At 71.5% G+C, this 13,827-nt stretch carries 12 protein-coding genes; 9 read left to right on the top strand and 3 right to left on the bottom strand.

Going from position 1 to position 13,827, the window contains the following annotated elements; genetic code table 11:
• Positions 1–81 precede the first annotated feature (81 nt).
• Positions 82–1,998 (top strand): ATP-dependent DNA helicase, encoded by a 1,917-nt coding sequence (locus tag DRB06_RS04775; RefSeq protein WP_395994422.1) that lies wholly within the window; start codon positions 82–84, stop codon positions 1,996–1,998.
• Positions 1,999–2,123: 125 nt separating this feature from the next.
• The gene (locus DRB06_RS04770; protein ID WP_395994421.1) at positions 2,124–3,113 is read left to right on the top strand and encodes an L-lactate dehydrogenase; all 990 of its coding nucleotides are present in this window, start codon (positions 2,124–2,126) and stop codon (positions 3,111–3,113) included.
• Between the two features lie 136 nt (positions 3,114–3,249).
• On the opposite strand, the gene lexA is transcribed toward DRB06_RS04770, so the two are convergent.
• Positions 3,250–4,062, bottom strand: a complete 813-nt coding sequence (lexA, locus tag DRB06_RS04765; RefSeq protein WP_111819261.1) for a transcriptional repressor LexA — start codon at positions 4,060–4,062, stop codon at positions 3,250–3,252.
• A 220-nt stretch (positions 4,063–4,282) separates the two neighbouring features.
• Here lexA and DRB06_RS04760 point away from each other — a divergent pair, with 220 nt between their 5' ends.
• The gene (locus DRB06_RS04760) at positions 4,283–5,101 is read left to right on the top strand and encodes a LysM peptidoglycan-binding domain-containing protein (protein WP_111819260.1); all 819 of its coding nucleotides are present in this window, start codon (positions 4,283–4,285) and stop codon (positions 5,099–5,101) included.
• A 113-nt stretch (positions 5,102–5,214) separates the two neighbouring features.
• Complete coding sequence (gene nrdR, locus DRB06_RS04755) at positions 5,215–5,706, top strand: transcriptional regulator NrdR (protein WP_073327807.1); 492 nt, start codon at positions 5,215–5,217, stop codon at positions 5,704–5,706.
• Between the two features lie 11 nt (positions 5,707–5,717).
• Here nrdR and DRB06_RS04750 read toward each other — a convergent pair whose 3' ends face one another.
• On the bottom strand, positions 5,718–6,857 hold the full coding sequence (locus DRB06_RS04750; protein WP_108966465.1) for a glycosyltransferase family 4 protein: 1,140 nt from the start codon (positions 6,855–6,857) through the stop codon (positions 5,718–5,720).
• Between the two features lie 32 nt (positions 6,858–6,889).
• Positions 6,890–7,630, bottom strand: a complete 741-nt coding sequence (locus DRB06_RS04745) for an IclR family transcriptional regulator (protein WP_073327279.1) — start codon at positions 7,628–7,630, stop codon at positions 6,890–6,892.
• A gap of 132 nt (positions 7,631–7,762) precedes the next feature.
• Here DRB06_RS04745 and leuC point away from each other — a divergent pair, with 132 nt between their 5' ends.
• The 5 genes from leuC (at position 7,763) to DRB06_RS04720 (ending at position 13,503) form a co-directional block, all read left to right on the top strand.
• Complete coding sequence (gene leuC / locus DRB06_RS04740) at positions 7,763–9,178, top strand: 3-isopropylmalate dehydratase large subunit (protein WP_111819259.1); 1,416 nt, start codon at positions 7,763–7,765, stop codon at positions 9,176–9,178.
• Positions 9,179–9,221: 43 nt separating this feature from the next.
• On the top strand, positions 9,222–9,875 hold the full coding sequence (gene leuD / locus DRB06_RS04735; RefSeq protein ID WP_073327276.1) for a 3-isopropylmalate dehydratase small subunit: 654 nt from the start codon (positions 9,222–9,224) through the stop codon (positions 9,873–9,875).
• A gap of 292 nt (positions 9,876–10,167) precedes the next feature.
• Positions 10,168–11,490: a UDP-N-acetylglucosamine 1-carboxyvinyltransferase gene (murA, locus tag DRB06_RS04730; protein ID WP_108966469.1), complete on the top strand. Its 1,323-nt coding sequence runs from the start codon at positions 10,168–10,170 to the stop codon at positions 11,488–11,490.
• A 142-nt stretch (positions 11,491–11,632) separates the two neighbouring features.
• The gene (locus DRB06_RS04725) at positions 11,633–12,475 is read left to right on the top strand and encodes a 1-acyl-sn-glycerol-3-phosphate acyltransferase (protein WP_111819258.1); all 843 of its coding nucleotides are present in this window, start codon (positions 11,633–11,635) and stop codon (positions 12,473–12,475) included.
• On the top strand, positions 12,472–13,503 hold the full coding sequence (locus DRB06_RS04720; protein ID WP_073327271.1) for an NAD(P)H-dependent glycerol-3-phosphate dehydrogenase: 1,032 nt from the start codon (positions 12,472–12,474) through the stop codon (positions 13,501–13,503). Before DRB06_RS04725 ends, DRB06_RS04720 begins: the two co-directional genes overlap by 4 nt.
• Positions 13,504–13,827 lie beyond the last annotated feature (324 nt).

Genomic DNA, 13,827 nt, shown 5'->3' with positions numbered 1-13,827 from the left:
ACGGAGCAGGCGCGCACCCGGGCCGCACTGGACGCCGCCGTGAACGCACTCGGAGGCAGCCCGCGGGAGGGGCAGATCGAGATGGCCCGCCGCGTCACCCGGGCCATCACCTCCGGCGGTCACCTGCTGGTGCAGGCCGGCACCGGCACCGGCAAGTCGCTGGCCTACCTGGTGCCCGCCATGGTGCACGCCGTCGACGCCGGCGAACGCACCGTCGTGTCCACCGCTACCCTCGCCCTGCAGCGCCAGGTGCTCACCAAGGACGCCCCGCTGGCCGCCGACGCCGTCGAGCGCACCACCGGCGTCCGCCCCAGCGTCGCCCTGCTCAAGGGCTGGCAGAACTACCTGTGCCGCCACCGCCTGGCCGGCGGCTACCCCGACGACGACGCCGACACCCTCTTCTCCGCCGCCGCGGCCACACCCCGCGCCCGCATCGGCGAGGGCGCCGAGCAGAGCCTGGGTGAGCAGGTGGTGCGCCTGCGCCAGTGGGCCGAACAGACCGAAACTGGGGACCGCGACGACCTGGTGCCCGGCGTCTCCGACCGCGCCTGGGCGCAGGCGTCCGTGACTGCCGCAGAGTGCCTGGGCAGCAGCTGCCCCCTGCATGACGAGTGCTTCCCCGTGCTCGCCCGCGCCGCCGCCGCGGAGGCGGACGTGGTGGTCACCAACCACGCCATGCTCGGCATTGCCGTGGCCGGCAACCCCGGTGTGCTGCCCGAGCACGAGGTGCTGGTGGTCGATGAGGCCCATGAACTGGCCGACCGGGTGCGCTCCCAGGGCACCGCCAGCCTGTCCGCGGCGGCGGTGGCACGCGTGGCCGCGACCGCCCGCCGCCACGCCGGCGTGCTGGTCAACGAACTGGAGGAGGCCGGGCAGACCCTGCAGCTGGCCCTGGCCGAACTGCCCGACGGGCGCCTGGCCGATGGGCTGCCGCCGGCGCTCGCGGACGCCCTGACCGTGTTGGAGGCCGCCTGCCGGCAGGTGCTCACCGACGTGCGCGAGGCCGCCCGCGCGGCGAACCAGGGCGGCGGGCAGGCGGGCGCCGAGGCCGGGGGAGTGGCCCTGGCCCGCACCGCGGTTGCCGACATGACGGAGGTGGTCGAGCGCATGACCTCCGACTCGGTGGCGCACCGGCGCGACGTCGCCTGGGTGGAACGCCCGCGCATGGGCGCCGATCCGCCGCGCCTGACCCTCGCACCCATCGACGTGGCCGGATCGGTGGCCGACACGCTGCTGGCCGACCGCGCCGCCGTGCTGACCTCCGCCACCCTGGCCCTGGGCGGCAGCTTCAACCCCATGGCGGCGGCCCTCGGGCTCACGCTCGCCGACGCAGACTGGGAGGGACTCGACGTCGGCACCCCCTTCGACTACGCGCGCCAGGGCATCCTGTACACCCCCACCCACCTGCCGCGCCCCGGGACGGGCATCTCCGCGGAGGCCCTGGAGGAGGTGGTGGCGCTCGCCGAGGCCAGTCGCGGCGGCATGCTCGGCCTGTTCTCCTCCCGGCGGGCCGCCGACGACGCCGCGGCACTGCTGCGCGAGCGCACCGACCTGACGGTGTACGCGCAGGGGGAGGACCGGCTGCCCACCCTGGTGGAGGCCTTCGCCGCCGATGAGGACGCCTGCCTGGTGGGGACCCTCTCGCTGTGGCAGGGCGTGGATGTGCCCGGGCGCACCTGCCGGCTGGTGGTGATCGACCGCATTCCCTTCCCCCGGCCCGACGACCCGGTCGCCCAGGCGCGCAGTGAGGCCGTTACCGCCGCCGGCGGCAATGGCTTCATGACCGTCTCGGCCACCCACGCCGCCCTGCTGCTGGCGCAGGGGGCGGGGCGGCTGGTGCGCCGGGCCGACGACCGTGGCGTCGTCACCGTGCTGGACCCGCGGCTGCGCACCGCCCGCTACGGGGCGTTCCTGGCCCGCTCCATGCCGCCGCTGTGGCCCACCCGGGACCGCGACGTCGTCCTGGGGGCGCTGGGGCGGCTGGCCGCCGGCAAGTGAATCCGGGGGATTTTTCCGGTACCCGTGCGGCGCCGAGATCGACCGCGTACCCTAGGCCGTGGGTGGGCCAGCTCACCAACCTGACAACCGTCCAGATTCGGAGGAACACAGTGTCAGACACCACCATCACCAACAGCGCTCAAGGTTCGTACCCGACGGCCCGCTCCGGTCGTCCCTCCAAGGTCGCCATCATTGGTGCCGGCGCGGTTGGTTCCACGCTCGCCTACGCCTGTGTCACCAAGGGCGTCGCCCGCGAGATCGTCCTGCAGGACATCGTCAAGGAGAAGGTCGAGGCGGAGGCCCTCGACATCGCCCAGGGCATTCAGTTCACCTCCGCCGGCGCCGTCTCCGGTTCGGACGACCCGGAGATCTGCCGTGACGCGGACGTCGTGGCCATCACCGCCGGTGCTAAACAGAAGCCCGGCCAGTCCCGCCTCGAGCTCGCCGGCGCGACCGTCGGCATCATGGAGAAGATCCTGCCCAAGCTGGTCGAGGTTGCCCCCAATGCCATCTTCCTGCTGGTGGCCAACCCGGTCGACGTTGTCACCTACTGCTCCAAGAAGATCACCGGGCTGCCCGAGAACCAGATCTTCGGCTCCGGCACCGTGCTGGACACGGCGCGCATGCGCTACCTGGTCTCCCTTGAGACCGGCACCGCCACCCAGAACATCCACGGTTACATCGCCGGCGAGCACGGCGACTCCGAGGTGGCGCTGTGGTCCTCCACCGAGATCGGTGGCGTGCCGATCACCCAGTGGGGCAAGACCCTGGACGGCGGGGTGTTCGATCAGGAGAAGCGCGACCGCATCGCCCACGACGTGGTCCGTTCCGCCTACCGCATCATCGAGGGGAAGGGCGCGACCAACTACGCCGTCGGCCTGGCGGTTTCCCGCATCATCGGGGCCATCCTCAACGATGAGCAGCGCGTGCTCACCATCTCTCCACTGCTGAACAACTGGCACGGCATCTCCGACGTGTGCATGGCGGTGCCGACCATCGTCGGCCGTGAGGGTGCCGGGCGCCGCCTGGAGCTGCCGCTCACCCTCGACGAGCGCGATCGGCTGACCGCCTCCGCCGAGCGCCTGCGCGAGGTGGCTCGCGGGCTCGGTTACTGAGTCCCCGTCGCGGCGGCCGTAGCGTCGTCTGTAAGCATGAAGGGGCCGACCCCACGGGGGTCGGCCCCTTCTGCATGGATTTACGCGGATCAAGTCAGAACGACGTGCACGCGCACGTTTCCGCCTGGGTTTCCGCTCAGAGGGCCCGCAGGACGGTGACGACCTTGCCCATGATCGTGGCCTCGTCGCCCGGAATGGGGGCGTAATCGGGGTTGCGGGGAAGCAGCCACTGGTGCCCGTCCTTGCGGGAGAGCACCTTCACGGTGGCGGAGGCGCCGTCGACGTCCTCGACCATCGCTGCCACCACGTCGCCGTTGTCGGCATCCGGCTGGGCGCGCACGACCACCCAGTCGCCGTCGCAGATGGCCGCGTCGATCATGGAGTCGCCGTGGACCTCCAGCATGAACAGGTCGCCGTCGCCGGTCAGGCGGCGGGGCAGGGCCAGCACGTCCTCGACCTCCTGCTCGGCCAGGATCGGCGCGCCGGCCGCGATGCGTCCCACCAGCGGCACGGCCACGGCCTCCCCATCGGCTACGCCGGGCAGCACCGGCAGTGACGGCTCCAGGGCCGGGGTGGCGTGCGCAGGCGCGGAGGCGCCGGAGTCGGAGCCCGGCTCGACGGCGGGAGCCACGACCTCCAGAGCGCGCGGACGGTTGGGGTCGCGCCGCACCAGGCCGAGGCGCTCGAGCTTGTCGAGCTGGTGCTTGACCGAGGAGGGACTGGTCAGGCCGACTCGGGCGCCGATCTCTCGCATGGAGGGCGGGTAGCCGTGGGCGGCGACCGCCTCGCATACCGACTCGTAGACGGCGCGGGCGCGCGCGTCCAGGGACTCCAGGGCCTCGGCGGTGGAGAGCGCGGAATCGGCGTCGCAAACGGGTGGCGCCGCGGCGGGGGCGGCGGGGGCCGTGTCTGTGCCGCGGCGGCCCGTCCGGCGGGTGGTTGCGCTCATCGCCTGTCCCTCACTCCCCGGGCTGCCGGCGGCCCGGGGCCGGGTGCCGGTTAAGGAGCCCGAATTCATGTCGGTGGCCCGTGATGGCCTTGTCTCGTCAAGACTACGGCCGATCGTCCGGGCGATCAAACATGTGTTCGAAAACGCTCTGGACGTGTCGGACGTGAACCGGTAATCTATCGAACAGACGTTCGTCGAACGTGTGTTCTAGGAGGCTTCCATGAGTGCTCTCGTCGCCCCAGTGCCGCCGCGTCTCCGGCTGGTTTCTGCCGAGGATCACCACGGCTCGAGGCTGTTTGCGGTCGGCGCTGCCACCGACAGTGCCGCACGTTCCACCGAACCCGAAGGCGTCCCCGCGCCCCGTCCGCGGCTGCGTCTGGTCACCGGCGGCGTCGAGGCCGAGCCCGAGCCGACGTCGGGGTCGCCTCGCGTCGCTGCGCCGCCGGAGGTGATGCGGCGTCCGGTTGCTCCGCGGCGTCGGCGGCAGTCCCTGGAGGAGCTGGCTCCCACTCACCCGGCCGTGCGCTCGCGCAGCCGTGCGCGGCTCGGTCGCGCGGCCTCGGCTCCGCAGGCGGATGCCCTACAGTCGCAGGCTCCGGCGCCGGCTGCGCGGTCTCGCGCGACGTCGGCGCAGGTGCCGGCTCGGACCCGGGTGGTACCGGCTCCGGCCGGGCGTCGTGCAGTGCCGACTGCGGCGGTACAGCGCGGGGAGGAACGCCGGCCCGCGCAGCAGGTGGCCGCTAAGCGGTCGGCCGAGCGCGCGGCCCTGCCCGTGGCTGTACGTCGCCTGCTCGTCGTCGGCGCCCTGGTGCTGGCGGCGGTCCTGGTGGTGGCCGGCGGCATCGTCGTCTCCGGCTTCAGCACCGCCCCGGCGCAGACCACCACCGCCACCGTCCAGTCCGGCCAGTCCCTGTGGGATGTCGCCGTGGCCACCGGCGCCGGTGACGTCAACGAGGTCATGGCGCAGATCGTCGATCTCAACGGGCTGACCAGTTCCACCCTGCAGCCCGGACAGACGCTCATCGTCCCGGCCGGCTGAGCCGCTCCTGCACGTTCGACGGGCTCGCGCCCGGTACAACGCTTGCGGATCCGCGCGCCGGAAGCATAACCTCCGAACCGTACGCACATTGCGGAGAACCGGAGGTGGTCGGCGTGCGCTGTCCTTTCTGCCAGCACAGTGGGTCGCGCGTAGTCGACTCACGCACGTCGGATGACGGAACTTCAATCCGCCGTCGCCGCCAGTGCACCAAATGTGGGCGGCGCTTCACCACGATCGAGGCGGCGAGCCTGTCGGTGCGCAAGCGCTCCGGCGCCACCGAGCCGTTCTCGCGCGACAAGGTGATCAACGGTGTGCGCCGCGCCTGCCAGGGCCGTCCGGTTTCCGACGATCAGCTGGCGTTGCTGGCCCACAGGGTTGAGGAGACGGTGCGCGGCAAGGGACACGCCATCGTCGACTCCCACGAGGTGGGGCTGGCGATCCTCGAGCCGCTGCGTGAACTCGACGAGGTCGCCTACCTGCGCTTCGCCTCCGTCTACTCCGACTTCAACTCCCTAGACGACTTCGAGGCCGCGATCGCCGACCTGCGCGCCTCCCACGCCTCCACTCCCGCCCCGGCCGCCGAGGTCGGCCCTGACAACCACTGAGGCCGAACGCCCTACCGGGCGTCGATCGCCTGCACGAGGCTCTCGACCAATCCGGGCCAGGTCCATTTCTCGACCATGAGGGCGCGTCCGGCTTCCCCCATGCGCGCGCGCAGTTCGGGGTCGGTCAACTGGCGCACCAGGGCGGACACAAGCGCATCCTCATCCCGGCCGTCGACGATGTTGCCGGTCACGCCCTCCGCAACCGTCTCGGGCGCTCCGCCGCTGGTCCCGGCGATCACCGGCAGGCCGGCGGCCGAGGCCTCAAGAAAGACGATGCCGAGCCCCTCGACATCGAGCCCGCCCCCGCGTGTGCGGCAGGGCATGGCAAAGACATCACCCATGGCCACATGTCCGGGCAGCTCCTCATAGGGGACCTTGCCGGTCAGGATGATCGACTCGCGCACGGGGGAGGAGCGACGCAACAGGGCCAGCTTCTTCGCATAAGGCCCCCAGCCGACGACGACGAGCCGGGCGTCCGGAACCTGCTCCACCACCCGCGGCCAGGCGGAGATCAACGCGTCCTGCCCCTTGCGGGCGACCAGTCGGGAAACGCACACGGCGGTGGGTGCCTCGCCCAACCGGTACCGGGCGCGCAGCGCGGCGCGCGCCTCGGGGTCCGGGTGGAAGCGGTCGACGTCGATGCCGCTGGGCAGGCGCAGCACCTCCTGATCCGCGGGCATATGCGGTCGCAGCTCGCCGAGCGTGTAGTCGGATATGTAGGTGATGACGTCGGCGTCGCGGAAGATGCGGCGCAGGGCCTGGCGGGCCCCGAGCACCATGCCCCAGCCGACCTCGTGCCCGTGGGTGGTGGCGATGACCCGGGTGGCACCGGCCTCCTTGGCGGCGCGGCCCAGCAGGCCGAGCGGGGCGGCGGCTCCGAACCAGACGGTCTCGATGTCGCGCTCACGGATGAGCTGTTGCATGCGCCGGCGCACGTCCGGAGTCGGCAGCAGCACGTGGGTGGGCATGCGCACGACGTCGAAGGCGGCTTCGTGGTCGAAGGCCGCGGCGGCGTCGGGGCCTTCGGGCGGGGTGGAAGCCAGAACGGTCAGGTCCGCGGCGGGCAGGCGCCGGGTGTAGTCGTCCAGGTAGGACTGGATGCCGCCGACGACGGGCGGGAAGTCATTGGTGACGAGCAGGGTCCGACGCATGGGGCGAGTGTACGGGTGAGCGGGGGAGAGGTTCAGCCCTCGTCGTTGTTGCGCAGAACCTCCGACAGGCGGCGCGCGGCGGCGGCCACCACCGGGCCGTGCACGCGCCCGGGCTGACGGCCCATGCGTTCGATCGGCCCCGAGATGGATACGGCCGCTACCACCTTGCCGCTGGCACCGCGCACCGGCGCCGACACACTGGCCACCCCCGGCTCGCGCTCGCCGACGGACTGGGCCCAGCCGCGCCGCCTAACCGCGGACAGCATGGTGGCGTTGAAGCGGGCGCCCACCAGGCCGCGGTGCAGCCGGTCGGGCTCCTCCCAGGCCAGCAGCACCTGCGCGCCGGAGCCGCCCTGCATGGACATGGTTGCCCCCACCGGAATCGAGTCGCGCAGCCCGATGGGACGCTCGGCGTTGGCCACGCACACGCGCACGTCCCCCTGGCGCCGGTACAGCTGTGCGGACTCGTGCGTCTTGTCCCGCAGGGCCGCCAGCACCGGGCCGGCGGCGGCCAGCAGGTGGTCCTCCCCGGCGGCGGAGGCGAGCTCGTTCAGGCGCGGCCCCAGAATGAACCGGCCCTGGGCGTCGCGAGCCAGCAGGCGGTGGAACTCCAGTGCCACGGCGATGCGATGCGCCGTCGGGCGGGCGAGGTGGGTGGTGGTGACCAGCTGCGCCAGCGTGGCCGGGCCCGCCTCGAGGGCGCTCATGACCAGCGCGGCCTTGTCGATGACGCCAACCCCGCTGCCGCTTTCGATGTCACCCAGAGTGTCCATAATCTGATACTGCCATTCCGAGTGGTGAGACTTCAAGTAGCGTGGAGTCAGAAAAACGGCCCGGAGTTTGCCGGTTCCGCAAATGCGGGCGGCTCCGGGCCGAACGGCCCCTTTAGGAAAGGAAGTGCAGCGATGGGAATGACCCTGGCACAGAAGGTGTGGCGCGACCACGTCGTCGCCCCCGGCACCGACGGAGCCCCGGATCTGCTCTACATTGACCTGCACCTCGTCCACGAGGTCACCAGCCCGCAGGCCTTCGAGGGACTGCGCCTGGCCGGCCGCAAGGTCCGCCGCCCCGACCTGACCCTGGCCACCGAGGACCACAACACCCCCACCCTCGACATCGACCTGCCCATCGCGGACGTCACCTCCCGCACCCAGATCGAGACCCTGCGCGCCAACTGCGCCGAGTTCGGGGTGCGGCTGCACTCCCTCGGCGATGCCGACCAGGGCATCGTCCACGCCGTCGGCCCGCAGCTGGGCCTGACCCAGCCGGGCATGACCGTCGTATGCGGCGACTCCCACACCTCCACCCACGGCGCCTTCGGGGCGCTCGCCTTCGGCATCGGCACCAGCCAGGTCGAGCACGTGCTGGCCACCCAGACCCTGCCCGTGGCCCCCTTCAAGACCATGAGCGTGCTCATCGACGGCGACCTGCCCGCAGGCAGCGGCGCCAAGGACATCATCCTGGCCATCATCGCCAAGATCGGCACCAATGGCGCCCAGGGGCACGTCATCGAGTACCGCGGCCGCGCCATCGAGCAGCTGTCGATGGAGGCCCGCATGACCATCTGCAACATGAGCATCGAGGCCGGCGCCCGCGCCGGCATGATCGCCCCCGACGAGACCACCTTAGCCTACCTGGAGGGTCGCCCGCACGCCCCCCAGGGCAAGGACTGGGATGACGCCGTCGCCTACTGGCGCTCGCTGCGCACCGACGACGACGCCGTCTTCGACACCGAGGTCGTCCTGCAGGCCGCCGACATCGAGCCCTACGTCACCTGGGGCACCAACCCGGGACAGGGCCTGCCCATCTCCGGCGCCGTCCCCAACCCCGAGGACATCGCGGACGAGACCGGCCGCCGCGCCGCCGAGCGCGCCCTGGAGTACATGGATCTCAAGCCCGGCACCCCGCTGCGCGACATCAAGGTCGACACCGTCTTCCTGGGTTCGTGCACCAACGGTCGCATCGAGGACCTGCGCGCCGCCGCCGCCGTCATCAAGGGGCGCACCAAGGCGCCCGGCCTGCGCATGCTGGTGGTGCCGGCCTCCGCCCGTATTCGGTTGCAGGCCGAGGCCGAGGGCCTGGACCAGGTGTTCAAGAACTTCGGCGCCGAGTGGCGCAACGCCGGCTGCTCCATGTGCCTGGGCATGAACCCCGACCAGCTCTCGCCCGGGGAGCGCTCCGCCTCCACCTCCAACCGCAACTTCGAGGGCCGCCAGGGCAAGGGCGGGCGCACCCACCTGGTCTCGCCTGTGGTGGCCGCCGCCACCGCCGTGCGCGGCACCCTGTCCACCCCCGCGGACCTGCCGGTGCTCGCCGCCTGAGTCGCCCGCGCCGTCCGCCGCCAGTCCGAGAAGGAAGCCACCCATGGAGAAGTTCATCCGCCACACCGGCATCGGCGCCCCGCTGCGCCGCAGCGCCGTCGACACCGACCAGATCATCCCCGCCGTCTACCTCAAGCGCATCACCCGCACCGGCTTCGAGGACGCCCTGTTCGCCTCCTGGCGGGCGAATGAGGCCGACTTCATCCTCAACCAGGACGCCTACAAGCACGCCAGCGTGCTGGTGGCCGGCCCCGACTTCGGCACCGGCTCCTCCCGCGAGCACGCGGTGTGGGCGCTGAAGGACTACGGCTTCAAGGTGGTGCTCGCCCCCCGCTTCGCCGACATCTTCCGCGGCAACGCCGGCAAGCAGGGGCTGGTGGCCGGTGTCATCAGCCAGGAGGATGCCGAGCAGCTGTGGAAGATCCTGGAGACCGAGCCCGGCACCGAGATCACCGTGGACCTGGAGCAGCGCACCGTCGAGGCGGGCTCCTTCCGCACCGTCTTCCAGATCGACGACTACGTGCGCTGGACTCTCATGGAGGGCCTGGACGACATCTCGCTGACCCTCACCCACGAGGACGCCATCAGCGCCTATGAGGACGCCCGGCCCGCCTACAAGCCGCGGACCCTGCCCGCCCGCCACGAGCCGCCCGCCACGGTCGTGCCCGCCCACTCCGCGGACATGCCCCGCCCCTGACTTCTCGGACGACGCTGGGCCCGCCTGCCGCCTCCCGCGGCGGGGCGGCCCCGTCGTCGCCGCCCCGGCCCGGTGGGAACCGGGCCGTCGGCCGGGCTCGCGCCCGTCGTCGTCGGGCCGCATACGGTCCGCCACACCGGTGAGTTGAAGGACACGTCACCGTTCGCTGTGAGCGGGCCGCGGCATCTTCCGTTCCTGCCGGGTCCGCCTATGCTGAGGTCACCCGCGTCCGGCGTGGGTGACGCCGTGTCTCCGCGGCGCCCGATCTTCACGCGAACACTCGGAGGTACGCATGGTCGACGGTCTGCTTCAGGTCGAGGGCGGGCGCCCGCTTAACGGTGAAATCACCGTCCGGGGCGCCAAGAACCTCGTCCCCAAGGCGATGGTCGCCGCCCTCCTGGGCACCACGCCGTCGGTGCTGCACAACGTGCCGCTCATCCGCGACGTCGACGTCGTCTCCGGGCTGCTGTCCCTGCACGGGGTGAGCGTCGACTACGACCAGGCCGAGGGCATCCTGCGCCTGGACCCCTCCAGCGTCGAGAGCGCCCACATGGCCGACATCGACGCCCACGCCGGCTCCTCCCGCATCCCGATCCTGTTCTGCGGGCCGCTGCTGCACCGACTCGGTGAGGCCTTCATCCCCGACCTGGGCGGCTGCCGCATCGGTGACCGCCCCATCGACTTCCACCTGGACATCCTGCGCGGCTTCGGCGCGATCGTGGACAAGCAGCCCCAGGGCATCCGTCTGACCGCCCCCGATGGGCTGCACGGCACCGTCATCGAGCTGCCCTACCCCTCCGTTGGCGCCACCGAGCAGACGCTGCTCACGGCCGTGCGCGCCGAGGGCCTGACGGAGCTGCGTGGTGCCGCCGTCGAGCCGGAGATCATGGACCTGGTTGACGTGCTGCAGAAGATGGGCGCCATCATCTCCGTGGACACCGACCGCACGATCCACGTCGAGGGCGTGGACGAGCTGGTCGGTTACAACCACCGCGCCCTGCCCGACCGCATCGAGACGGCCTCCTGGGCTGCGGCCGCCCTGGCCACCCACGGCGACGTGTTCGTCCACGGCGCCCGCCAGAGCGACATGACCACCTTCCTGAACATCTTCCGCAAGGTCGGTGGCGCCTTCGACGTGCGCGACGACGGCATCCGCTTCTACCACCCGGGCGGCGACCTGAAGAGCATCGTGGTGGAGACCAACGTTCACCCCGGCTTCATGACCGACTGGCAGCAGCCGCTCGTCGTCGCCCTGACCCAGGCGGAGGGGCTGTCCATCGTGCACGAGACCGTGTACGAGAACCGCTTCGGCTTCACCGGCGCCCTGCGCAAGATGGGCGCCACCATCCAGGTGTACCGCGAGTGCCTGGGCGGCACCGCCTGCCGCTTCGGACAGCGCAACTTCTACCACTCCGCCGTCATCTCCGGGCCCACCCCCCTGCACGGGGCCGACATCGTGGTGCCCGACCTGCGCGGTGGTTTCTCCCACTTGATCGCCGCACTCGCCGCGGAGGGCACCAGCCGCGTGGAGGGCGTGAATCTCATCGACCGCGGGTACGAGCACTTCATGAGCAAGCTCACCGCGCTCGACGCCAACGTCACCCGCCTGGCCTGACCCGGTCCGGCGCCGGTCGCCCCGCGGTGCCGGAGCGTCCCGGCGGGCCGCCCGTGGACCCGCGCCCGGGTCGGCCCGCGGTCATTTCGCGCCCGCGGCGCACGCCAGTGGGTAGAGTGCCGATGTGGCGACCACACGACGCATGACCCCGTTCTACCGGTTCGCGGCCAGGGGGGCGATCATTCCGTTCCTCAAGGCGGTCTCCAAGCAGCATGTGACCGGCGTGGAGAACATTCCCCGCGAGGGCGGCTTCATCGCCGTCGCCAACCACCTGTCCAACCTGGACCCGCTCACCGCCATGCGCGCGCTCGTGGATGCGGACGTGCCCATCTACTCGCTGGCAAAGTCCCAGCTGTTCGAAATCCCCATCCTCGGCCACGTCTTCAGCGCCGGTGGTCAGATCCCCGTCTACCGCGGCTCCACCCACGCCGGCGATTCCCTGGTGGAGGCCGAGCGGCGTCTGCGCGCGGGCGACCCGATCATGATCTTCCCCGAGGGCACGCTGTCCCGCGACCCGCTGCAGTGGCCCATGACCGGCAAGACCGGCGCCGCCCGCCTGGCCATGCGCACCGGCGCGCCCCTGCTGCCCATCGGCCAGTGGGGCGCCCAGAACGTGCTGGGCGCCTACGGCAGCGGTTTCCGCCCCTTCCCCCGCAAGGACGTGGACGTCATGATCGGGAAGCCCTTCGACCTGGCCGAATTCGGCACGGACACCTCCGATCACGCTGTCGTGCGCGCAGCCACCGCCGAGATCATGCGGCACATCACGGAGCTGGTGGAGCAACTGCGCGGCGAGAAGGCGCCCCGCCCCTTCGACATGAAGTACGACGGCGATCCGGGCAAGGGCAACATCGGCGTGCGTCGGCCCGACCCGCCGGCGCCGTCGGAGCACGAGCACCCCTCCGGGCCGGGCACGCCGCCCGACAACCCGGGTGACTACGAGGGCGACGACGAGCCCGAAACCGCCCCGGAGCAGCAGGCATGAGCCCGGCAGTCGTCGGCAAGGCCGCCGTCATCGGCGCCGGTGCCTGGGGCACCACCTTCGCCCGCCTGCTCGCCCAGGCCGGCACCCCCGCCGTCATCTGGGCGCGCCGCCCGGAGATCGCCGCCGAGATCAACGCCGGCACCAACAACCGCTACCTGCCCGGCATCACCCTGCCCGAGACCGTCACCGCCACCACGGACATCCGGGAGGCCGTCGCCGGGGCGGGGCTCGTCGTCGTGGTGGTGCCCGCCCAGACCGCACGCGGCGTGCTCGCCCCGCTGCGCGGCGCCCTCGACGACGACGCCATCGTCGTCTCCCTGATGAAGGGGGTGGAGGCCGGCACGGGCTTGCGCATGAGTCAGGTCATCGCCGAGGCGCTCGACCTGCCCGCCCGGCGCATCGCCGTGGTCTCCGGCCCGAACCTGGCCGATGAGATCGCCGCCGGCCAGCCCACCGCCACCGTGGTGGCGGCGCAGGACGAGGCGGTGGCCGCGCGCGTGGCCGCCCTGTGCGCGACCGGCACCTTCCGTCCCTACACCAACACCGATGTGCTCGGTGTGGAGCTGTGCGGCGCGGTCAAGAACGTGATCGCCCTGGCGGTCGGCATCACCGCCGGACGCGGCTTCGGGGACAACTCCAAGGCCACCATCATCACCCGCGGACTGGTGGAGATCACCCGGCTGGGGCTGGCGCTCGGGGCGAACCCCGAGACCTTCGCCGGGCTGGCCGGCATGGGTGACCTGGTGGCCACCTGCTCCTCGCCACTGTCGCGCAACCAGACCTTCGGACGGCGCCTGGGTGAGGGCATGAGCGTGGCGGAGGCCGCCGCCGCCTCGCGTGGTGTCGCCGAGGGCGCCAAGTCCGCGCGCGCCGTGCTCGACCTGGCCGCCGCGCACGGAGTGGACATGCCCATCACCGCGGGGGTGGTCGCCGTCGTCGAGGGGACCGCCACCGTGGAGGAGATCAACGACGCCCTGCTGTCCCGGCCCCGCAAGGCCGAGGGCGTTAACGCGGCACCGTTGACCTGAGCCGCCCCTCTCGCCGAGTTCGGTTGAAGTTACGTGCTGAGATCGGTCGTAATGGCGTGACCGGGTTTAGGGCTCCGTCTGCCCAGTTTCGCAAAAACATAGTTCCCGTGTCCGGGCTTGTCCGGTCGATGACGACGGTTCGTGCCTTCCGGTAGAAGCTCGCCATTTCCGACGACGGTTCGTCACCAACGACGACGGTTCGTCACTTGGCACCAACGCTTCGGCACTTCCGGCGACGGTACGTACCCCCACCGTACTGTGTTGTCTCATGACTTCTGGGACTGTTGGATCTCATGACATCTGGGAGTGTCAGAAGTAGTGAGA

The sequence above is a fragment of the Actinomyces sp. Z5 genome, from assembly GCF_003287795.1.
GTDB lineage: Bacteria > Actinomycetota > Actinomycetes > Actinomycetales > Actinomycetaceae > Actinomyces > Actinomyces glycerinitolerans.
Note: the sequence above shows the minus strand (reverse complement) of the source record. Positions and strands in the feature narration are given on the sequence as shown.

Coding starts and splice junctions, on each gene's coding strand:
- lexA (WP_111819261.1), bottom strand. CDS start 4,062: ATGAGCGCAACCACCCGCCGGACGGGCCGCCGCGGCACAGACACGGCC.
- DRB06_RS04750 (WP_108966465.1), bottom strand. CDS start 6,857: ATGCGTCGGACCCTGCTCGTCACCAATGACTTCCCGCCCGTCGTCGGC.
- leuC (WP_111819259.1), top strand. CDS start 7,763: ATGGGAATGACCCTGGCACAGAAGGTGTGGCGCGACCACGTCGTCGCC.
- leuD (WP_073327276.1), top strand. CDS start 9,222: ATGGAGAAGTTCATCCGCCACACCGGCATCGGCGCCCCGCTGCGCCGC.
- murA (WP_108966469.1), top strand. CDS start 10,168: ATGGTCGACGGTCTGCTTCAGGTCGAGGGCGGGCGCCCGCTTAACGGT.
- DRB06_RS04760 (WP_111819260.1), top strand. CDS start 4,283: ATGAGTGCTCTCGTCGCCCCAGTGCCGCCGCGTCTCCGGCTGGTTTCT.
- DRB06_RS04745 (WP_073327279.1), bottom strand. CDS start 7,630: ATGGACACTCTGGGTGACATCGAAAGCGGCAGCGGGGTTGGCGTCATC.
- DRB06_RS04725 (WP_111819258.1), top strand. CDS start 11,633: ATGACCCCGTTCTACCGGTTCGCGGCCAGGGGGGCGATCATTCCGTTC.
- DRB06_RS04720 (WP_073327271.1), top strand. CDS start 12,472: ATGAGCCCGGCAGTCGTCGGCAAGGCCGCCGTCATCGGCGCCGGTGCC.
- DRB06_RS04775 (WP_395994422.1), top strand. CDS start 82: ATGGCCCGCCGCGTCACCCGGGCCATCACCTCCGGCGGTCACCTGCTG.